Consider the following 21,119-nt stretch of genomic DNA (forward strand, 5'->3'; position numbering starts at 1 on the left):
TGCCTGCCTTTCCTCTGGAGAAACTGTGATGAACGTAGCCCTAAATCAACAGGAAGCAGTCTGGCAACAAATCGAGAGTAACCCGCGTTTTCAGGAACTGGTGCACAAGCGCCAGGCCTTTGCGCTGTTGCTCAGTATCATCATGCTGGTGTTGTACGTCGGCTTTATTTTGCTGATTGCCTTTGCCCCTGGCTGGCTCGGTACGCCGCTGCATGAAGGCACCAATGTCACACGCGGCATCCCCATCGGCGTTGGCCTCATTGTGGTGTCGTTTCTGCTCACTGGCGTCTATGTCTGGCGCGCTAACGGCGAGTTTGATCGCCTGACCAAACAAATCCTGAGCGAGGTGAAATCATGAAGCGCCTGTTCTCAGCCTTGTTAGCGGTAGTGCCTGCCAGCGTGTTTGCCGCCGACGCCATTACCGGCGCAGTGCAAAAACAGGCCACCAACTACGAAGCCATCATCATGTTTGTGGTGTTTGTGGCGGCGACGCTCGGCATCACCTATTGGGCCTCCAAACGCACCCGTTCACGTAGCGATTACTACACGGCGGGCGGCAATATTACCGGCTTCCAGAACGGTCTGGCGATGGCGGGTGACTTTATGTCTGCGGCCTCGTTCCTCGGGATATCGGCGCTGGTTTACATCTCGGGCTACGACGGTTTGATCTACTCGCTCGGCTTCCTGGTGGGCTGGCCGATGATTCTGTTCCTCATTGCGGAGCGCTTACGTAACCTCGGACGCTATACCTTTGCCGATGTGGCGTCATATCGCCTGCAGCAAAAACCGATTCGTACCCTGTCGGCCTGTGGCTCGCTGGTCGTCGTGGCGCTGTATTTGATAGCGCAAATGGTGGGTGCGGGCAAACTCATCCAGTTACTGTTTGGCCTCGATTATCATATCGCCGTGGTACTGGTGGGGATTTTGATGGTGATGTATGTGCTGTTTGGCGGCATGTTAGCCACGACGTGGGTACAGATTATCAAAGCCGTGCTGCTGCTGTTTGGGGCCAGCTTTATGGCGATTATGGTAATGAAAGCCACCGGCTTCAGCTTCAACACGCTGTTTACCGAAGCGATGGCGGTCCATCCGAAGGGTGCCGCGATCATGCAACCGGGCGGTCTGGTGAAAGATCCGATATCGGCACTGTCTCTTGGTCTTGGATTGATGTTCGGCACCGCTGGCTTACCGCATATTCTGATGCGCTTCTTTACCGTGGCGGATGCACGTGAAGCGCGTAAGAGCGTGTTCTGGGCCACCGGCTTTATGGGCTATTTCTACTTCCTCACCTTTATCATTGGTTTTGGCGCGATTCTGCTGGTCGGCGCAAATCCAGCCTTCAAAGATGCTTCTGGCGCGCTGATTGGTGGCACCAATATGGCGGCGGTGCATCTGGCGAATGCGGTGGGCGGCAGCCTGTTCCTTGGCTTTATCTCGGCGGTGGCTTTCGCCACGATCCTGGCCGTTGTTGCCGGGCTGACGCTGGCCGGTGCTTCTGCGGTTTCTCATGACCTGTATGCCAGCGTGATTCGCAAAGGTCAGGCGACTGAGCGTGATGAGCTGCGGGTGTCGAAAATTACCGTGCTGATCCTCGGCGTGGTGGCGATTGTGTTGGGTATCGCGTTTGAGAAACAGAACATCGCCTTTATGGTCGGACTGGCGTTCTCGATTGCGGCCAGCTGTAACTTCCCGATTATTTTGCTCTCAATGTACTGGTCGAAGCTGACCACGCGCGGCGCGATGATTGGCGGCTGGCTGGGATTGATTACGGCGGTTGTGTTGATGATCCTCGGGCCGACCATCTGGGTGCAGGTGCTGGGGCATGCCACCCCGGTCTATCCGTATGAGTATCCGGCGCTGTTCTCAATGGCGGCAGCGTTTATCGGTACCTGGCTGTTCTCGATTACCGATCACTCCAGACAGGGTGCTGAAGAGCGGGCCAAATTCCGTGGTCAGTTTATTCGTTCACAAACGGGCGTAGGCATTTCGCAGGGCAAAGCGCACTAAACAAAAAATGCCGCCCAAATGGGCGGCATTCAATTTGTGCGATGATGAATCCGACGCGCCATCAGGTGCATCGGGTTTCATCATTAAAAACGCAGTGACGCGCCCACGTATGGGCCATCGACCAACACGTTGTCTTTGCGATCGCCTTTGTTGTTCAGCTCGATGTACTGATAACCCACACGCAGATTCAGCAGTGAAATCGGGGTGAAGCTCAGACCACCAGACGCTTCTTTGTAGCTGTCCAGACGATCGGAGAACGCTTCCGGCGCGTAGTAGTATTCGCCGTACAGGCCCCACATGCTGTTGAAGTTGTACTGTGCACCGGCACCTACAGCCACGGTGAAGCCATCACGACCATCTTCCGGATGGGTGAACAGTGCTTTGGCGGTAGGGGCAATGCGGAAGTCGCCAAAATCGATGTTGTAGCCCGCGCCCAGACCGTAGGTGCTGCCATCGTGATCGCTGCGCAGCCAGTTGCCTTTCAGGAACAGGCCAGGAGAGGTGGTGCCGAGGCCAAGGTTCAGGTTGGTGCTATGCTCACCCACGTCAACACTGCCCTCAATTGCCTGCGCGCCGCTGCTCAGCAGTGCCAGACCCAATACGCTTCCAGTAACAAGTTGCTTAAACATATGATTCCACTCCATGAAGGACAAATAAGTCGGCGCAAAGGGTAACAGCCTGGCAGCAGGAGACAACTTTATTTGGAAACCTTTACGTAAAAATCGATGACAGTGCGCAAAAAGCGACCATCAGGCCGCCCATAACAAGTGGCTCAACAGCGGTGCCAGAATCACCGTCACCACGCCTGACAGCATCATTACCAGGCTCGATACCACGCCCTCTTGCTGACCTAATTGATAAGCGCGAGCCGTTCCCGCACCGTGCGACGCAGCACCAAATCCGGCACCTTTTGCCACGCCCTGTTTGATGGCAATACGCAGAAACAGCACATCGCCTACTGCCATGCCAAACACCCCGGTGATCACCACAAACAGCGCCACCAAATCCGGCTGGCCGCCAATCGGCAGTGCAGCCGCCAGTGCAAATGGCGTAGTAATCGAGCGCACCGCGAGGCTGCGCTGGATGGTTTCCGGCAGCATCAGCAGTCGCGCCAGCCATACCGAACTGCACACCGCCACCAGCGTGGCGGTTAACACGCCGACACTCAGCGATAACCAGTGGCGCTTGATGATCTCCAGGTTTTCATACACTGGCACGGCAAACGCCAGCGTTGCCGGGCCCAGCAGCCAGATCAGCCAATGACTCTCGGCAATGTAATCCTTCCAGCTGACGTGCGTCAGCAGTAGCAGCGCCACCAGCACCACCGGCGTCATTACCAGCGGCATCAGCAGCAATGTCTGTTTGCGGCGATAGAGGCGCTTGTTGACGTAATAGACCAGCAGCGTTAGCGCCAGGCACAGCAGGCTAATGATGAAATCAGCCATGATGCGCCTGCTTACGCGCCGCACGCGCCAGTTCGAAGCGGTACAGACGATCCACCACCAGCGAGGTCGCCGCCAGTACCAACAAAGTGCTCACCGCAATCACCACACAGATACGCCAGCCTTCGCTGCGCAATAAATCGCTGTAATTGACCACCGCCACGACGGCAGGAATAAAGAACAGCAGCATTTCCGCCAGCAGCCAGTTGGCCCCGGCTTTCACCCAACGCAGCGGCACCACGCGTGTCATGATCAATAGCAACAGCAGTACCATTCCCACCACATTGGCAGGCAGCGGCAAATGCAGCCAGCTCACCAGTTTGTCGCTGGCCATAAACAGGCCGATATACAGCACCAACTGCAATGGCACAAAAACACGTTGCAGGATGTCCGTTCTGCGCGGACTCAATGCAAGCGCCATTTTCCTTCTCCCCAGAATTAAACGTTGGGCTTAGTATAAATCCGCGTCAAACTGTGAAAGAAATGAATTAAAATTATTCAAACTATGCCAAAAAGGAATGCTTGATGGACGTCCGCGCCCTACGCTATTTCACCGAGGTAGTACGCCAGCAAAGTTTCACCCGTGCCGCTGAGAAGCTGTTTGTCACGCAACCTACCATCAGCAAAATGCTGCGCCAGTTAGAGGAAGAACTCGGCTGCACGTTGCTGCTGCGTGAGGGCCGCAAGCTGCATCTCACCGACAGCGGTCAGGCGGTGTATCAGCGCGGGCTGGCGATTTTGCAGGAGTTTCATCAACTGGAAGCGCAGATTGGCGATATCAATGAATTGAAAACCGGTGAACTGCGGCTGGGCATCCCGCCGATGGTCGGGATGCAGATCGCCGGTTCGATCTCCGCGTTTCGCCGCCGCTATCCGGGTGTGCAATTGAAGATTGTCGAATCCGGCGGCTTAACGGTGCAGCAGGCCGTGCTGAACGGCGGGCTGGATATCGCCCTCACTGCGCTGCCGGTCGATGCGGATTTGCCGCTCAATACGCTGGAACTGATGCGTCATCCTTTGTGCGTGCTGCTGCCGCGCAGCGCGCAGTGGCTCAATCGCAGCAGCCTGGGTCTCAAGGAACTGGCGGCTCATCCACTGCTGATCCTGAATGAAGAGTTCTCGCTTAATCGTCAGTTGATGAAGGCATTTCAGCGTCAGGGACTGACGCCGGAGATTGCGGTGCGCAGCGCGCAGTGGGATTTCCTGGCAGCAATGGTACAAGCCGAAATGGGGCTGGCAATTTTACCCGAGCCGATTTGCCGGCGGCTGGATAAGCAATCGCTGCTGTGGTTGCCACTGGAATCGGAGTTGCAGTGGAGTCTGGGTTTGATCTGGCGAGAAGGCAGCTATCTGTCGCGCAGTGCGCAGGCGTGGATAGATTGCTGCCGCGAGCATTGGCCGGACGCGCCGCCACGGTTATCGGTGTAGCGGCGCTATATGCCAGCTGTTGAGCTGTGCTTACTCCTCTTTCTCAATCAACAACGCTTCCAGCAGGTCGAGATCGCGCAGCAGTTTCTGCATCGTCTCGTTAGAGATCTCCTGCGTCGCGCGCAGATGGTAAACCTCGGCGCGCTCGGCACGCAGGGCATTGAGGCGGAAACGACGCTCCAGGTTTTCGGCAAACAACGCCTGATCCACCTCATCTTTGCCCACCACGCGGCGGCGCAAATTGCCAATCACGCGCAAACTGACCTCTTTTAACAGCTCCGGATCGATATTCTCTTCCGCATCGTTTTCCAGCCGCTGCTCCATTTTGTGCAGGCTCTCAATCGCCACATTGGCCATTGCCGCACGCGCATGCTGGATTTCACGGCGATGTCCCGATTTATCGGTGCTTTCCATACCGCGTAACAATATCGGCAGCAGAATCACCCCGACAAACAGCGAGAACAGAATCACACCGGTGGCAATAAACACCAGCTCATAGCGAGCCGGGAACGGTTCGCCATTGCTAAGAAACAGCGGAATCGACAGCACACCGGCCAATGTAATGGCACCACGCACACCGGCAAAAGAGGCGATGAGCAACTCACGGAATGAGTAGTTTGAGAATTCCAGCGGCTTCTTCTTCAGGAAACGCAAACTGGCACGTTGCATCATCCACAACCAGCCAAAGCGCACGATCATCAAGGCGACATACACCAGGGCAACATCGGTGAACAGCATCCACAGCTCGACGTTCGGATCGGCATTGGCTTGCGCGACGGAGGTTTCCAGAATGTCCGGCAGTTGCAGGCCCAGCATCAGGAACACCATGCCGTTAAACACAAACTCCAGCATCTGCCATACGCTATTCGCACGTAAACGCATCGCCAGCGGTGCCTGGCGGATAATGCCAGAACGGGTAATGGTCATACCCGCCGCCACCGCCGCGAGGATGCCCGACACGCCCAGATGCTCAGCAATCAGATAAGAGGCGAAAGGCAGCAGCAGCAGTAGCACGGTTTGCGTCGCCGGATCGTCACCGCTCCAGCGGCTCAGCAGACGCAGCGAGCGGCCATATAGCCAGCACACCGCCACACCGGCGACCAGACCGCCGACCGCCACTTTGAGGAACTCCACGCTGGCGCCGCCCCAGGTAAACACCATGGTGCCCATCGCCACCGCGACCGCAAACTTCAGTGATACCAGGCCGGATGCGTCGTTCATCAGGGCTTCGCCCTGCACAATCGACATGATCTTTTTCGGGATGCGCCCTTCCCCGACAATGCCGGAGAGCGCCACGGCATCGGTAGGTGACAGCACCGCAGCCAGCGCGAAGGCAGGGATCAGCGGAATACCCGGCACCAGCCAGTAAATCAGATAACCAATTCCGACCACGGTAATCAGCACCAGCACCAGTGCCAGGCCCATGATTTCGCGTCCGTGGTGCAGGAATTCGTTAATCGGCGTTTTCCAGCCATCGGCAAACAGCAGCGGTGGAATGAACAGCACGAGGAACAGTTCGGGGTCAAAATCGACATGCAGGCCAAAGCTCGGCACGGCCAGCAATGCACCAGCGGCAATTTGCACCAACGGCAGGGGAATTTGGAACGGCAATATGCGCGCCGCCACGCCGGAGAGGGACACCACCAGCGTCATGATGAGAATAGTAAAGAAGATTTCCATGCTTTCCTTAGGCGAATCAATTTCATTAAAGCGATGTTGTTGCGCAGGAAAGTGTAAAACAAAACGCCGCACAAAGGGGCAACCCTGCGTGCGGCGTGGACCAGAAAGAGACTTATCTGGAAATAAGCGCGTTCAAAAGTCAGATGGCCCAGCCACCCGCGTAGAAGGCCACCAGTGCAACAGCAATCACCACGGTGCCCACGTTCAGCCTGCGCCATTCACCCGCAAAGAGGCGGCCAATCACCAACGAGCCGAAGCCGAGCATGATGCCAGTCACGATGTTGCAAGTCAGGACGATGAACACGGCAGTGACCAAACCCGACATCGCATCGACAAAGTCATTGAAGTCAATCTTCGCCACGTTGCTCAGCATCAGCAGGCCAACGTACATCAACGCTGGCGCCGTCGCGTAGGCCGGAACCAGATAGGCCAGCGGGGACATAAACAGAATTAACAGGAACAACAGACCGACGACAATCGCTGTCAGGCCAGTTTTACCGCCCGCTGCCGTTCCGGCTGCCGATTCGATATACACCGCCGCAGGCGAAGCACCGACTAAACCGGCAAACAGGCTGCTGACGGAGTCGGTGGTCAACGCGCGGCCACCGTTAATGATCTGGCCGTCTTTATCCAGCAGATTCGCCTGGCCCGCCACTGCACGAATGGTGCCGGTGGCATCAAATACCGCGGTCATCACCAGCGCCAGCACACTTGGCAGCACCACCGGTTGCAGCGCCCCCATGATATCGAGACTAAACATCGCGGATTGGCCGTTGGCATCCTTCAGGCTCGGCATAGCGAATAGCCCCTGATAGGTGACAGCCGGATCAAAGATCAGACCCACCACAGAAATCGCTACGATGGTCAGCAAAATTCCGCCTGGCACACGACGTTTTTCCAGACCAAAGATGGCCGCCAGCCCGATCAGCGCCATAATCACCGGGAACGAGGTGAAGTGGCCGAGTGCCACCGGCAAGCCCGGCGCTGGGTTCTTCACAACCAGGCCAATACCATCGGCCGCAATCAGCAGCAGGAACAAGCCAATACCGACTCCCGTGCCGTGCGCCACGCCCATCGGCAGGTTACGCAAAATCCAGGCGCGAATCCCGGTGACCGAAATCAACGTGAACAGCAAGCCCATCAGGAATACCGCGCCAAGGGCAACCGGGACGCTAATGTGCTGGCCCAGCACCAGGCTAAACGCGGTGAAGGCGGTCAGGGAAATCGCACAGCCGATCGCCATGGGCAGGTTGGCCCACAATCCCATGATGATCGAACCAAAGCTGGCGACCAGGCAGGTCGCTACAAACACGGCAGTCGGCGAGAAGCCGGCTTTACCCAGCATACCCGGTACGACAATGACGGAGTAAACCATGGCTAAAAAGGTGGTTAGCCCCGCCAAAATTTCCTGACGCACGCTGCTGCCGCGTGCCGAGATGTTGAACCAGGCGTCCAGTTTTCCACTGGCCGGGCGTGAGTCGCCAGACATAGTAAATCCTCTGCGTTTTTTAAGATGTAATGAGCCCCACGGCCCGCGTTTGCGCATCATCCTGGTGAAGGTTCTCAAAGAGAAAAGAGGCAAACGTTTACGTGGCCGCGTATTCCAGGTCGTAAAAGGGGGACACGGAAAAAGGCAAACGATTATCTGGCGTTTGCTATGGGGTTTTCAACTACTAATCGATTATCAGGCAGGATAAAGCGCAGACTGGCGCGGGTTAACAATGTGGTTACACTGCTTTTGGCGAAACTTAAGGGGTCGGAACTGGCTGGAAAATATTGGTTTTTTCAATTTATCGCATAGTTTTCCACTCCAACTGCACCCGAAGTACGAGGTTGCTGCAACTTGAAGCGATGATCAACTTGAAGCCCAAGAAAGGCCAGCCCGAAGAGCAAAGCGTCCGTGTGATGAATGTATGGAAAATCGCGACCCATTCCATTCATCGCATAATTTTCTCACCAACGGCACCAAAGGTATGAGGTTGCTGCAACTTGAAGCGATGATCAACTTGAGGCCCAGCAAAGGCCCGCCCGAAGAGCAAAGCGTCCGCGCCATGGACGGCGCGGCCGATCTGCATGGATGCGTTATTCCTTTGCGATCGGGCGGGCCTTTGATGGGCATGGCAATCAACTCACAGCGATAATCCACAGCACCCAACCCACAACGACTAACCCACAGCACTCAACCTATAGTACCCAACTCACAGCACCCAACCCACAGCACTGCAGCGACAAACTAACTAAACGTAATCGCCCCGCCCTGCTCAATCGCGCGTTGCCAGGCAGCACGTTGCTGCATCGATTCCAGCCAGCGTGCGGTGGCCGGCATCTCTTTCAACGATCCCCGCACTTGCAACGCCAGCAGCGGGAAACTCATCTGCACATCGGCGATGCTAAACCGTGACCCGGCGAAATAACGATGCTGGCTAAGATGCTGCTCAATCACGTCGCCGTGCAGTTTTAGCTGCTTGTTCAACCAGGCCTTCTGAATCCCTTTGCTCAACGCCACGCCTGCCGGACGTAAAATCCACGGCACCGGCTTCTTCCCGAGTTGCCCAAACACCAGCTTCATCACCAGCAATGGCATCAGCGACCCTTCTGCGTAATGCAGCCAGTAACGCGCCTGAATCTGTTCATCCTCGTCCGTGATGGCGAACAAATGCTCGCTGTCATATTTCTGCTGCAGATATGCCAGAATCGCCCCTGACTCGGCGATCACCCGATTGCCATCGGTAATCACCGGCGACTTCCCCAACGGGTGAGTTTTCTTTAATGACTCTGGCGCCAGCAGCGTGTCCTCGCGCTGATAACGTTTAATTTGATACGGCACCGACAGCTCTTCCAGCAGCCACAACACGCGATGCGAACGGGAATTTTCCAGATGGTGAACGGTAATCATGCGGTTTTCCTTGCCGGTCAAAGTCTCCCGGCAAGTATAGCGGATTAACCTTTGTGCTCGTCTTGCTCAGGATCGAGTAACACCGCCCCCGAACCTTGCTGTGCCAGACGGTCACCGGGATTGCGCAGTGGACAATCGCGCATCGATAAGCAGCCACAGCCAATACACCCGTCCAAATCGTTGCGCAGACGCGTCAGGGTTTCGATACGCTTATCCAGCTCTTCACGCCAGTGCTGCGTCAGCGCATCCCACTCCTGCGTCGACATACGCTTGTTGGCTGGTACATGCATCAAACTGTCGCTGACAGTGGCCAGCGGAATACCGATGCGCTGCGCAATCTTGATAATCGCCACACGGCGCAGCACATCGCGGCTGTAACGCCGTTGATTGCCGCCATTGCGCGAACTGAAAATTAAACCTTTGGTTTCATAAAAGTGCAGCGCGGAAACGGCCACGCCGCTACGTTTCGCCACTTCACCCGGCGTTAACACCGGTTTTGGGTAATTGCGTTCTTTTTTCATTTAGGGCCTTTACCTCAAGTTAACTTGAGGAATTATACTCGCACCCCATCAAAACTTCGAATTTCAAACCCGATAAACCTTTCAGAAGGATGAGGCTATGATGCAACAGGAAATCATTCATTCACTGACACACTGGATCGATGAAAATCTGGATAAGGCCCTGTCGATCGACGAAGTGGCAGCAAAATCCGGCTACTCAAAATGGCACCTGCAGCGTATGTTCCGTACCGTGACGAAACAAACGCTGGGTGGCTATATTCGTGAGCGCCGCCTGACTCTGGCCGCTGAAGCGTTACGCCAGACTCAGCGTCCAGTGTTCGATATCGCGATGCAATACGGTTACGATTCACAGCAAACTTTTTCGCGCGTGTTCCGCCGTCAGTTTTCCCAGACGCCGACCGCCTATCGTCACACCATGCGCCGTCAGGCGATGATTCAGCGTCCGCGTCTGCTGAGTTTCGATTGCAGTGAAAACATGAACAGCTTTGCCCAGCGCACCACCGGCGAGTGCTGCCCGGTTCAGTGACATTCTGCGCGCCCTTCACGGGCGCACCTTCCCGCTTTGCCTCTGCCATCTCCCCCGCTTCGATAAAAATCTTTCTACCATACCAGGTATAAATTTTGTTCAAACTTTCAAATCGGGTGATATAATGTGACCCAAGTCACAGATTTACCCCCGCGTAAGACGGCCAGAAGGGCCTCCCTGACCCTCCTTCTTTGCCGCCAGTGATGTCCAATCAATGTCAGGGATATTACTGATTTGAAGAGGTTTTTGCAGATGGCTACGTTAACCACCAGTTTAATCGTCATGCGTTGGGAGCTGCTCAGCGCCATCATGATGTTCTTTGCCAGCACCATGAAAATTAAACTGCGTCAGAATAGTCACCACGTGATGGCACTGATGTGCGGCGGTATTGGTGTAGGCATGTCATGCTGGTTCGTTACCGGCCTGCTCGGCATTACCCTGAGCATGGAAAATCTGCACAACTTCATGGAAATCTCCAAAAACGCCTTCGTAGAAGTGATGAGCCAGACGCCTGCTGATTGGCCGATGCCTTAATCGCAGCCAATAAAAAACCCCGCTAAGCGGGGTTTTTTATTTTGCTGTGTGATACTCAAATTTTCTTCAGTACGGCTGGAATAGCGACTTCCGGCACCGTCACACCCGGTATCTGCGTACCGCGGCGGTCTTGAATCCACATATCACCCATCATCTGGTTTAATCCACGGTCCAACCCGGTTACCAACCCGGCACCTGGCGTAAACGTCAGCTCGCCAAAGTAAATCCGATCACCATCGATATACCAGTCCACACGCACATAATCAAAATCGCTCGCCAGGGTTTTACTCAGCGCTAATGCGTGCTGTAACTGCGCCATTTGTGGATTCACATCCAGCCCGGTATCGCGAATTTTGTGGTACGCCTCATTGAGGTTGTTCACATAAAAATTCATCGACAGTAACGGGTTACATCGGTTGTAAATCACCTGCAGCACATATTCAAAGCTGCCGTCACGCTTGTTGAACATGTGAAACTTGTAATCAATCGGCGCAGTTTTGCCATCACCAATGTACTGCTCCACCAGGATACGCGGCTTGATGTAGCGATAGTGAATCTCACGCGCTTCATTGGCAAAGTCGGTCTTCAACCAGCGATGGCAGTCACTGATAATTTTCTGCTTCTTCAGCGCATCCGGCTCTTCCAGCAGGATTTCCACCATATTGGAGCCGTGATTGGGCTTAATGACCGTGTTCTTCCAGCTCGGCAGCGTATGCAGCGAGTGCGGGTCGCTGGTCTCATACACCAATGGGATCAGGTATTCGCTGCCCACTTTCTCGGCGATGTATTCGCGCACCGAATATTTATCCGACAGGCGGCCATAGATTTGGTAATCGCCAAAAACGAATTTCCGGTACAGCACCTTCTCATTAAACACTTTCGGTTGACGCAAATTGGGCAGTTTGCGGAATTTATGAAAGTAATAGATGCGGTCCTGGTAAGCCCAGGGCATCTTCTTGATGAAGTACTGGACACTTCTTCTGAGTTCATCTTTCAACTTGAGCATATCGGACCTCATTTGTAGGTTTTGTAGTTGAGTGAGGAAACTTGAATCTTCTGAATGACGCCGTTATTGAAGAAGTAATTCATTACGGTGAGGGACAGAAGTTCAGAGATGAAGACGCTCCAGGCGGCACCCATGATGCCGTAGCCCTGGATCAGCCACCACGACAGCGGCAGACTGATCACCATCAGGCAGATGATCTTCTTCAGCAGATAGTTAAATCCGCCCTCTTTCACCATGTAGCGATACGCTACGGTCCCCATTGCCGAAAAGCAGGTTGCTAACGACAGTAACGTAATGAGACTCCCTGACTGTGTGTACTCGTGACCATACAAAGCGATGATGATTTGCTCGCCATACAGCGCGATCACCGCTAACAACAACAATGAAACACCCATGACATAGCCGTTCAGCCGCGCAGTGAGCTTGATGGCGGCTGCTCCGCGCTCCCGGAAGATCTCCGAGAAGCAGGAAGTGATGATGGCAACCGGAATGAATATCCAGGACGCCGAAATGGTATTGGCGGCAGCAAACAGGCCGAGATCGCGAGCGGAGGCTATACCCGCCAGAAACATCTGGGCCGCCTTAACCTGCACGGAAATGAAGATGCTGGAAATTGCCAACGGTAAACCGGCGTACAGCAGATAACGCAGGTAGGTATTGCGCTTCTCCTGCGGTGGCGCCATGTCCTGGTTTTCGCGGTAAAAGTTAGACCGTTTAATGACGTACGGCACCAGCGTGACCAGCACAATCGACAGCGTCAGCCACAAGGGATTGAGGTGCAGCCAGGCAATGGTGAAACTCAGGATAAAGCCCAATAGCAGACCGACCGAGTTAGCCACGGTATTGAGTCGGGAAGCCAGACGCGCATTGTTATAAACGCTGAACGTATCCTGCGTCACAAAAACGGAGGAGATAAACGAGGCCAGGGCAAATGCGAGGAAATTTTCCTGCATGTTGTACCACACCCAAATCAACACCGGGATGGAGGTCAGCAACAACAAAACCAACCGCATGGTGCGGGCCACCGCCATCAGCCGCAGGCCTTTCGGCGCACTTTTGCTGATGCGTTTGAACAGGATGGTTTCGGTACCGAAAATCGCTACGGTCTGTACCATCGAGAACAACGAGGTTGAAAACGCCATCTGACCGAATATGGTCGGGCCAAATGACTTCGCCACGTAGGAGGTCACAAATATGACGCCAAACACCGAGACGATCTTCTCAGACATCATCCAGGCGGCATTAGACATTACGCTCAATTTCATCGACTGATCCTTAGTATTACTTACAGCAACTGCCTTTCGGTACAACGTCCTTGAAATGAATTAACAAGCGCTCAGTGGGCCTGACTTAAATTAATAACTTCAAACCAAACTGGTCCGAAAAATGAGACTCCCGTCAGGATTCTTTGAATGAATTCAGGAAAATTCCGATTAAACCTGGTGCGAAACTCTGCGGATGTAAACGATTTCAGCCTGAATTCGAAGCAAAGGTTTACTGGCACACCCTGTGATTTTCACAAACAGGTTATGCCGTATTTCCAATGATTGTAGTATTTTTCTGCATTTGGGATGGAATGAATCTATATCAAAAACCCAAAGCCAGGAAGGCGTTCAATGGCATTCAGAATAAAATAAGATTTATCCCATGATGATATTTATTCTAAATAACTTAATTTAAACCTCGCAATTCTAATCGCGCACTTTAATACTGCATTAATACTCTTTTTGCAGTACCAGATATTAATACAGTAATTCTCATCCACTAATTGATAAGAAAGGTAAGAGCATTTATGAGAAAGTCACGATATAGCGAAGAGCAAATCACAAATGCCATTAAAGCTTCTGAAACGGGAGTGAAAGTCAGGGAGATTTGTGAAGAGCTTGGCATTTCCGAGGCCACCTTCTACAGCTGGAAGAAAAAGTTCTCTGGGCTTTCTTCCGAAGAAGGACGAAAAATCAAAGAGTTGGAGGATCAACTACAAAACCTTACCCGTGAACTGCAGTCGTTGAGTTCCGATAAAGAGATGCTGCAAAGCGTGCTGAAAAACTTCTTCACTACAAATGAGAAGCGGCAAGCCGTTAACTTCCTTCAAACCACCTTCGACATTGGAACGCGTCGCAGCTGTCGTTTGCTGGATATTAGCCGCAGTGTTTACCACTATCCTTCAGGCTCCGATAATCGTTAACACCATTAAGACCGTTGTTATTTGACTTAATGCTGAGATTTGTTCTTACCAGAAGAGATGAAGATCATTTAATTCGGCGTTCGTAACATAACAATTCGCACCATTTTTTCCTGATGAATATCATCGCGGATTTGCTTCCTTTTTTGCGGTAAAATTGATTCACATCAGCAAAAGTCTCGCTATTCAAGCCTTTTAGACGCAGCCCAATCTCATTACGGTGAGATTGGTGCTTCGTTTTATTACTTAACTGATATTAATGATCAGGACTGAATACAGATAAATCTGTTAAGCAGTCATGAACAACGGCATGTAATCGCTCACACAATAACTCTTATTTTTATTGGACCTATCACTTTAGGTGATGATCACGGGTTGCCATCTGGCCAGAGCAATACGCTGATAACCGCACCAGGATTATTCCGGATTAGAAACGTTATCACACCTAAACAATAACAGTAAAAAATGGCGACTTTTTGGAAATATCGCCCGGTAATTCATCGCTGTGTTTAATCATTTTTTCATGCAAATTCAGCGGATGTTTCTCAACACCGGAGCAGCATCTTGAGAAAATGGTGGCTTAAAGCGGTAATTTTCAGTGCCAAATCGCAGTAAAAATGCAGACAGAACACCTTTTTAACCCTGCCGGCGCCGGTTTTTTTACCCTTCCCCGCGGGTTATCACCTCGTTTCCACCCACTTGAGTGACCGGATTGCCCCCCTGAATGCAACATGGGTTATGACAAAGTGGGGTAAAAACAGGCAAGGATAAGCGAGGTAAAGTTATATCGCGGTGGTGACTGAGGATATAAATGGCGAAGAGGAGCGCAAAACAGAGGGGGCAAATTCCTAAAAACACTGAAGAAAGGGCTGCTGAGCCCCTCTACTCAGCAGCCAGAAATTCATGTTAAAGCGCGCTGACTTTCGGCTGCGGTTTAATACGCATGGCATAGATTACGCCAACGATGAGACAGCCAATACCAATGCCAGTGAGCAGCGGCGGCCAGCTCTGTCGCCAGAGGAAGGTCCACAGCAGACCCGCCAGCGTTTCGAACACAATCAGCGGCCCCATGATGACCGTTGGCACACGCTGGCTGGCCGCATTCCAGCATAGCGTGCCTAACCATGAACATATCAGCCCAATCGCCAGCATGATGAGGAGAAAACGCGTGGGCTGTGGGCCAAATGGCAGAGCGAACTCAGGCTGCTGCCAGTAAAGCTGACCGCACACGAATAAATAGAACACCAGCGCCAGCGGTAAGGTCACCAACCCTTGTGCCGTTGCCCAGCTACCGGCTTTATGCTGTGGATGCGCGCGCAGCCAGATGCCATTACGCAGCGGATACCAGGTCCAGCAGGCGACCGCTAAAATCGCCAGTAACAGCCCTGTAAGATAGCGCGACCAGTCAAATTCTGGCCCCTGCATTTGCATCTCAGCGGCATTCACGCAGCCCAGGCCAGCAGCAATAATCAGTAGCGCCGGAAAGAGTTTACGCCAGGAAAGTCGCCCTTCAAGATGGCCGTAGCAGAGGTTGGCCGTCACAGTGATGACCACCGGCAAGGTGCCAATTATCATGGTCGAGATAGGCGCACCGGTGCGCTGGATAGCACTGGCGAGGCAGGCGTAATAGAGCAGATTACCGACCAGCGACAATTTCAGCGCTTCCAGCCAATCTTTACGTGCCAGCTGTTTCAGACGGCGGCGATCCAGCCATGCCAGCGGCAAGACCACCAGCCCAAAAGCCACGTAGCGTCCGGCCGATTGTAAGGTACCCGGATAGTCAGGTATCAGCAGCGGTCCCACAAAAATGAGCCCCCACATTAATCCTGCGGCAAGTGCAAACACGATTCCTGCAAACATTCTCTTTTCCTTTATCACTTTTCCGTCGCAGTGTGGCGTAACCGGATAATAAAGGCTTGTAGCAGATTGCGGTTAACGTGAGGGGAAAACTTGCTTTTGATAACGCCCTGGTGTGATGCCATAGCGATGGGCAAAAGCGCGCGTGAGGTGCGCCTGATCGGTCAATCCAACGGCGGCCGCCACCGAAGCTGCACTTTCTCCCCTCCCCAAACGTTGCTTGGCATCAAACAGACGAAAGGCCATCAGCATCTGATGTGGCGTGACATGGAAGTGGTGCTTAAAACTGCGGAGAAAATGCCACGGCGACAAAGACGCCAGGGCGGCCAGCTCATCAAGACGAACCGGCTCCGCCAGGTTTTCACGCAAATAGGTTTTTACCGCATCAAAGCGATGGGCGCCCTCGTCGGGTCGGGATTTTCCCTGATGTGCCAGCGGGCGTAATAGCTCCAGCAGTTCCAGCAACAGACTCTCGCGTTCCAGCGCGCTGGTGGCCTGCCACATCTGCGCCAGTCGCTGGGAAAACGGCTGTGCCAGACGGGCGTCTGTACGCAGCGCTTCACTAAACCACCAGTGACGATCGCCGGTAAGCCGCTCCATCTCCTGCGGATCAATATAGATCATGCGATAACGCCAGCCCTCATCACAGGCCGATTCCCCGGTGTGCAATTCATCAGGGTTCATCATTACCAGTGAATGCTGCGGTGCCGTATAGTGCGTGCCGCGGTAGCGAAAACGCTGTGCACCCGATTCAATGGTGCCGATACCGAAGGCTTCATGGGTATGCGGCTCAAAAGCGTAACGCGAGATGTGCGCCTGATACAGCTCGATACCCGGCAGTTCAGCAAAATGCTGGAACTGCGCCTGATCGCACTTATCAGGAAAGATTTCCGGAACCACCTTCACGTCACACCTCCTAGAAACAGGTTAATTAGCATGCGCGGCGGCGAGATGAAATGCAAAACAGATTTGCTTTACCTGCATGCATCACAATCGCGATACTGTCATCTTCTATATAAAGGAGGCAGTGATGGCTAATCGGGTTGTCGTGGTAGTGGATATGCAAAACGGCGTGCTGGCTTCGCCACGTTTTGATCGTGACGGACGTTGTCAGCGCATCAATCAACTGACGGCAGCGGCCGATCAGGTGATTTTTATTCAGCACGTTGAGCCTGGCCTCGAAGTGAACAGCGAAGGCTGGCAAATCGTGCCGGAATTGGATCAGCCAGCCAATGCGATCTACGTTAACAAGACCGCCTGTGACAGTTTTTGGCAAACCGACCTGGCGGCTCAGCTTGATCAACATGGCATTGAGAGCTTTGTGATTTGCGGTTGTGCGACCGATTACTGTGTCGATACCACCATCAAGGTGGGTGCCAGCCTGGGCTATCACATCACCGTTGCTGCCGATGCGCATACCACCGCTGACCGGACTTACGTTTCCGCACAACAGCAGATCAATCAGCACAATGAAATCTGGGCGGATTTGATTCTGCCGGGCAACCCGGTGTTAGTGCGTGATACTGAGGTATTGCTGCGGGAGTGGCGGCCGCATTAGCAGTCACTTTGCCGGGCAGAATTATCCGGCTTCCATTATGGGCGGCATTCAGCAGCTAGATTTTACGCTTCCATTGATAACGGTTTGATCCTGCCAGCTGTTCAATCAGCCCCTCATGCTCCGCACGCTGCAACCATTCAGTCAGCTGAATCTGATGCAGACCGGTCCGCAAGCCCAGATCTTCAATCGTGACCGGATAGGCGGCCAGTGCAGGCAATTGCGCCTGAAAAATCAGGTAAAAATCGGATGGATGCCAGATTCCTTCTGGTTCCTGAGCCACATTAGCATCCGCGATCTTGTCGGGCATCGTGTGCCATGCGCCGCTCAATAGATCATCCTGCTGGTAAGGCTGATGACGGTGAGTCGTCATCCATTGCGCAACATCAATGTCATCGGGGTGAGCAGCGCACCATTGCCCACCCTGTGTGACCAGTTGGGCGTTGCTGGCCTGTACATCGTCGGTCGGCTTAACCCACAACGGTACCCATTTCTTGCGCAGATTCTCTTCCGCACCAGCCAGCGTACCGCCCTTGTGACCCGCGTGTACGACCAACGCACTCTTCGCCAGGCAATAAACATATTGATTGCGCGCCATCGCGTGATCCACAGTAAAGCCTGCTTCCGGATAGAAAGGCGAAAGCAGCAATAACTTTCCTGCCATGAGACCTTTACGCCATTTGGCGCTGGTCGCAGCGGTGAGCAGACTATCACTGAGGACACCAATGACGGCTCCGTTATGTTGCAAAGCGCCCAGCATCGCGGCTTCATCAATGCCTCGTGCACCACCCGAAATCAGATTTATATTCGCAGAAGCAATTCTTGCCGCAACCTGACGGCTGAACGTTAAATCCCGCTCGCTGGCATTTCTTGACCCAACCACCGCAAGGCCTGGGTGATTTAACAGAGTGATATCACCACAGCCGAACAGCACCGGCGGCGCGTCAGTGCGCAGCTGTTGCTTTAGCAGCCTTGGATATTCAGCGTCAGAACGTGTTAACACCCACAACCCCGCACGCTGCCAGCGTTCAATCGCTAACGCCAGGCTATGTCCACGGCTCAGTAGCGCTTCAATACGCTCGCGCGTGATATGTGAATCAACCCAGGCGGCTAGCATGACATCAGCACCAGAGCCGAGCAGATCGGCGGGTGTTGCAGATTGTTGTTTCAGCCACAGGGCGAATCGTCCCCATTCAGCATTACCTAGCGGCTTCACCTCATCCTCACTCTGGCGCGAGAAGTCGCTGGTTAACAAAAGCGTTGCCTGTGCAACAGGAGATAAATTCATCACTCTTTCACCGTTGAGGTTGCCAGCGCCAGTGGATAGACAATGCCGCTACCCGCTTGCTGAAGCAGGGCTGCAGTCACTGCCATCGTCCAGCCTGAATCGACAATATCGTCTACCAGTAACACGGCAGTGGCAGGCAGGTCAGCGCTGGTGGCAAATGCGCCATCCAGATTACGACATTGATGGAAGCGATTATTCTGCAGACGTTGCTGAGGGTTATCTTTCACTTTCTGCAGTGCATCGACAAAGGGTATGCCGAGTCGCTGTGCCAATCGGCGGGCAAAATCCGCTACCAATTGAGGCTGACGCAACGACGGTACGCAGCAAACCCACCGTGGAGCAGGTGCTGGCTGCCAGCGCTGTTCAATCATTTCCACTATGGCAGCAACCAGTTCATCACTGAAATGACCGGCTGCTTTCTCGGCCACTACGCGAGATCCCCATCCGGCATCTCCCCAGCGCGAAAGCACCCGACCTTCCTGCGCACGCAGAGCGGCAGGTAAATTGCCGCGAAAACCGTACTCTTCAAATGCCTGAGCAGCCACCTGAATTTTGGGCAAAATCACCGTTTCGGCGCGCTGTAGAAAGGTCGCTGCCTGATGAGCCAGTGTCGCATCCACCTGCGGGTCAATCAAAGGTCGACCGAGGCAGCTGGCACATTTGCCACAGGATACGGGGTCTGTGTCATCCAGTGATAATCGCAGAAACGTCATCAGGCAACCGCGCTGTGAGATATAACGCTGCACCTCCTGCCACTCTTGCTCGCGCTGTTGCGTCAGATGCACGATACGTTCGCGATCCAGCAGATAAGCGACCGGCGTTCTCCGCCATTGGGATTTGACCTTAATCACCGGAGCAGGATTTTCAACGCTGAGCAATTTCAGCACTTTTTCAATTTGCCCCTGGCGCAGATTGGTCTGCTGTTCGATATCACGAATCGACAACCCATCACTCTCCTCCAGCACTTGCAAAATATCATATACCTGAGTTTCTGCTGGAAAAGCAGACTGCCGGAAAAACTGGTGAATATCGCGATCTTCACCGCCTGACATCAGCACGCCAACCGCATGGTCGATGCCACGTCCCGCACGCCCTACCTGTTGGTAGTAAGCAACAATGGAAGCGGGTGCCTGATAGTGCAGCACGAAGCTCAAATCAGGTTTGTCATATCCCATTCCCAGTGCGGTGGTCGCCACCAAAACTTTCAATTGGTTAGTTAGCAGCAAGGTCTCAAGGTGTTGACGATAGTCGTTGCTGCTGTCGAAACCAGCGGCCTCAACGCTGCCATGATAGGCGCGCGCATCAATGTGCTGCGTGCGTAACCAGGCCGCAACCTGCTCGGCATCCCGCACGGTGAGCGTATAGACGATACCGGTTCCCGGAAGAGAGGGAATGACCTGCGCCAGCCAGGCAAGGCGAGAGGCCTGATTCGGCAAAATGAGCGTTTGCAGCGCCAGACTTTTACGAATCAGCTCACCGCGCTGAATCACAATGTCGCCCATCTGTTGTTGTATATCTGCAACGACACGATTATTGGCGGTAGCGGTGGTGCCGAGCACTGGCGTATTCGCCGGTAGTTGCCGCAAGATGCTGACAATGCGCCGATAATCAGGACGGAAATCGTGCCCCCAATCGGAGATACAGTGCGCCTCGTCAATCACCATGAGCGCGATACGGTTGGCAATCGGCTGCAGTACGGTTTCGATGAATTGATCATTGGCGAGACGTTCTGGAGAGATGAGTAAACAATCGACCTGATTGTCCAGCACCCGTTGTGTCACTGAAGACCAGTCACTGCTGTTCGAAGAATTGAGGGTTTCAGCAACAATACCCAGTCGACGAGCCGACTCAATTTGGTTACGCATCAGCGCCAGTAGCGGTGAAACAATGATGGTCGGACCCATACTGCGATCGCGAAAAATTTTGGCGCTGATAAAATAGACGGAGCTTTTACCCCAACCAGTGCGCTGCACCACCAATAATTTCTGTCGATGATTGACCAAAGCATCAATCGCTTCCCACTGCCCACGACGAAACTGAGCCTGCTCATCCGCCAGTGCGGTTTTTAATAACACTTCTGCCTGATGCTGTTTCATTATCACTCCTTGATGGGAAATGCGTCCCTTCTTTTGATTGAGAAACCTGAGAGCCAGATACAAAAAAGCCCCGTAAAACGAGGCCTTAGCGAGTAGTT

General features: G+C 53.5%; 21 protein-coding genes. 8 read left to right on the plus strand and 13 right to left on the minus strand.

Going from position 1 to position 21,119, the window contains the following annotated elements; genetic code table 11:
• The first annotated feature begins 28 nt into the window (after nt 1–28).
• Nucleotides 29–358: a DUF485 domain-containing protein gene (locus tag F3J37_RS13675; protein ID WP_166933897.1), complete on the plus strand. Its 330-nt coding sequence runs from the start codon at nt 29–31 to the stop codon at nt 356–358.
• On the plus strand, nt 355–2,007 hold the full coding sequence (locus F3J37_RS13680; protein ID WP_166933898.1) for a cation acetate symporter: 1,653 nt from the start codon (nt 355–357) through the stop codon (nt 2,005–2,007). The genes F3J37_RS13675 and F3J37_RS13680 overlap by 4 nt, the downstream gene beginning before the upstream one ends.
• 83 nt (nt 2,008–2,090) lie before the next feature.
• Here the strand turns inward: F3J37_RS13680 and F3J37_RS13685 are convergent, their stop codons facing one another.
• From F3J37_RS13685 to F3J37_RS13695, 3 genes are all read right to left on the minus strand, one after another.
• Entirely contained in the window at nt 2,091–2,636 is a 546-nt protein-coding gene (locus F3J37_RS13685; RefSeq protein WP_034826879.1) for a YfaZ family outer membrane protein, read from the minus strand.
• A gap of 120 nt (nt 2,637–2,756) precedes the next feature.
• Nucleotides 2,757–3,452 carry an LrgB family protein gene (locus F3J37_RS13690; protein ID WP_034826881.1) on the minus strand — a complete coding sequence of 232 codons (696 nt, stop codon included), beginning with the start codon at nt 3,450–3,452 and terminating at the stop codon, nt 2,757–2,759.
• Nucleotides 3,445–3,870, minus strand: a complete 426-nt coding sequence (locus tag F3J37_RS13695) for a CidA/LrgA family protein (protein ID WP_034826883.1) — start codon at nt 3,868–3,870, stop codon at nt 3,445–3,447. The genes F3J37_RS13690 and F3J37_RS13695 overlap by 8 nt, the downstream gene beginning before the upstream one ends.
• Nucleotides 3,871–3,974: 104 nt before the next feature.
• On the opposite strand from F3J37_RS13695, the gene F3J37_RS13700 reads away from it, so the two are divergent.
• Nucleotides 3,975–4,877 carry a LysR family transcriptional regulator gene (locus F3J37_RS13700; protein ID WP_166933899.1) on the plus strand — a complete coding sequence of 301 codons (903 nt, stop codon included), beginning with the start codon at nt 3,975–3,977 and terminating at the stop codon, nt 4,875–4,877.
• A 30-nt stretch (nt 4,878–4,907) separates the two neighbouring features.
• Here the strand turns inward: F3J37_RS13700 and F3J37_RS13705 are convergent, their stop codons facing one another.
• Both F3J37_RS13705 and F3J37_RS13710 read right to left on the minus strand, forming a co-directional pair.
• Nucleotides 4,908–6,557 carry a Na+/H+ antiporter gene (locus tag F3J37_RS13705; protein WP_166933901.1) on the minus strand — a complete coding sequence of 550 codons (1,650 nt, stop codon included), beginning with the start codon at nt 6,555–6,557 and terminating at the stop codon, nt 4,908–4,910.
• A gap of 139 nt (nt 6,558–6,696) precedes the next feature.
• Nucleotides 6,697–8,046 (minus strand): NCS2 family permease, encoded by a 1,350-nt coding sequence (locus F3J37_RS13710; protein WP_166933902.1) that lies wholly within the window; start codon nt 8,044–8,046, stop codon nt 6,697–6,699.
• Nucleotides 8,047–8,470: 424 nt separating this feature from the next.
• On the opposite strand from F3J37_RS13710, the gene F3J37_RS13715 reads away from it, so the two are divergent.
• Nucleotides 8,471–8,698 carry a hypothetical protein gene (locus tag F3J37_RS13715; protein ID WP_166933904.1) on the plus strand — a complete coding sequence of 76 codons (228 nt, stop codon included), beginning with the start codon at nt 8,471–8,473 and terminating at the stop codon, nt 8,696–8,698.
• 92 nt (nt 8,699–8,790) lie between these two features.
• On the opposite strand, the gene F3J37_RS13720 is transcribed toward F3J37_RS13715, so the two are convergent.
• Nucleotides 8,791–9,453, minus strand: a complete 663-nt coding sequence (locus F3J37_RS13720; RefSeq protein ID WP_166933906.1) for a glutathione S-transferase family protein — start codon at nt 9,451–9,453, stop codon at nt 8,791–8,793.
• Between the two features lie 44 nt (nt 9,454–9,497).
• Nucleotides 9,498–9,974 carry a redox-sensitive transcriptional activator SoxR gene (gene soxR, locus F3J37_RS13725; RefSeq protein WP_034826898.1) on the minus strand — a complete coding sequence of 159 codons (477 nt, stop codon included), beginning with the start codon at nt 9,972–9,974 and terminating at the stop codon, nt 9,498–9,500.
• Nucleotides 9,975–10,071: 97 nt separating this feature from the next.
• On the opposite strand from soxR, the gene soxS reads away from it, so the two are divergent.
• Nucleotides 10,072–10,500, plus strand: a complete 429-nt coding sequence (gene soxS, locus F3J37_RS13730) for a superoxide response transcriptional regulator SoxS (protein ID WP_034826899.1) — start codon at nt 10,072–10,074, stop codon at nt 10,498–10,500.
• Between the two features lie 252 nt (nt 10,501–10,752).
• On the plus strand, nt 10,753–11,034 hold the full coding sequence (locus F3J37_RS13735) for a YjcB family protein (protein WP_034826901.1): 282 nt from the start codon (nt 10,753–10,755) through the stop codon (nt 11,032–11,034).
• A 55-nt stretch (nt 11,035–11,089) separates the two neighbouring features.
• Here the strand turns inward: F3J37_RS13735 and F3J37_RS13740 are convergent, their stop codons facing one another.
• Nucleotides 11,090–12,040 carry an ATP-grasp fold amidoligase family protein gene (locus F3J37_RS13740; RefSeq protein WP_034826903.1) on the minus strand — a complete coding sequence of 317 codons (951 nt, stop codon included), beginning with the start codon at nt 12,038–12,040 and terminating at the stop codon, nt 11,090–11,092.
• Nucleotides 12,041–12,048: 8 nt separating this feature from the next.
• On the minus strand, nt 12,049–13,305 hold the full coding sequence (locus F3J37_RS13745) for an oligosaccharide flippase family protein (protein ID WP_166933908.1): 1,257 nt from the start codon (nt 13,303–13,305) through the stop codon (nt 12,049–12,051).
• Nucleotides 13,306–13,832: 527 nt separating this feature from the next.
• Here F3J37_RS13745 and F3J37_RS13750 point away from each other — a divergent pair.
• Entirely contained in the window at nt 13,833–14,228 is a 396-nt protein-coding gene (locus F3J37_RS13750) for a transposase (RefSeq protein WP_097118957.1), read from the plus strand.
• A gap of 903 nt (nt 14,229–15,131) precedes the next feature.
• Here the strand turns inward: F3J37_RS13750 and F3J37_RS13755 are convergent.
• Both F3J37_RS13755 and F3J37_RS13760 read right to left on the minus strand, forming a co-directional pair.
• Nucleotides 15,132–16,085, minus strand: coding sequence for a DMT family transporter (locus F3J37_RS13755; RefSeq protein WP_058960082.1), 954 nt, complete (start codon nt 16,083–16,085; stop codon nt 15,132–15,134).
• Nucleotides 16,086–16,157: 72 nt separating this feature from the next.
• On the minus strand, nt 16,158–16,988 hold the full coding sequence (locus F3J37_RS13760; protein ID WP_166933910.1) for an AraC family transcriptional regulator: 831 nt from the start codon (nt 16,986–16,988) through the stop codon (nt 16,158–16,160).
• A 124-nt stretch (nt 16,989–17,112) separates the two neighbouring features.
• On the opposite strand from F3J37_RS13760, the gene F3J37_RS13765 reads away from it, so the two are divergent.
• A complete protein-coding gene (locus F3J37_RS13765; protein WP_034826913.1) occupies nt 17,113–17,640 on the plus strand; it encodes an isochorismatase family protein in 528 nt (175 codons plus the stop codon).
• 55 nt (nt 17,641–17,695) lie between these two features.
• Here F3J37_RS13765 and F3J37_RS13770 read toward each other — a convergent pair whose 3' ends face one another.
• Together F3J37_RS13770 and F3J37_RS13775 are read right to left on the minus strand one after the other, a co-directional pair.
• Entirely contained in the window at nt 17,696–18,925 is a 1,230-nt protein-coding gene (locus tag F3J37_RS13770; protein ID WP_166933911.1) for a DNA-processing protein DprA, read from the minus strand.
• A complete protein-coding gene (locus tag F3J37_RS13775; protein ID WP_166933913.1) occupies nt 18,925–21,021 on the minus strand; it encodes a RecQ family ATP-dependent DNA helicase in 2,097 nt (698 codons plus the stop codon). Before F3J37_RS13775 ends, F3J37_RS13770 begins: the two co-directional genes overlap by 1 nt.
• Nucleotides 21,022–21,119 lie beyond the last annotated feature (98 nt).

The organism is Candidatus Pantoea communis (assembly GCF_011752685.1).
GTDB lineage: Bacteria > Pseudomonadota > Gammaproteobacteria > Enterobacterales > Enterobacteriaceae > Pantoea > Pantoea communis.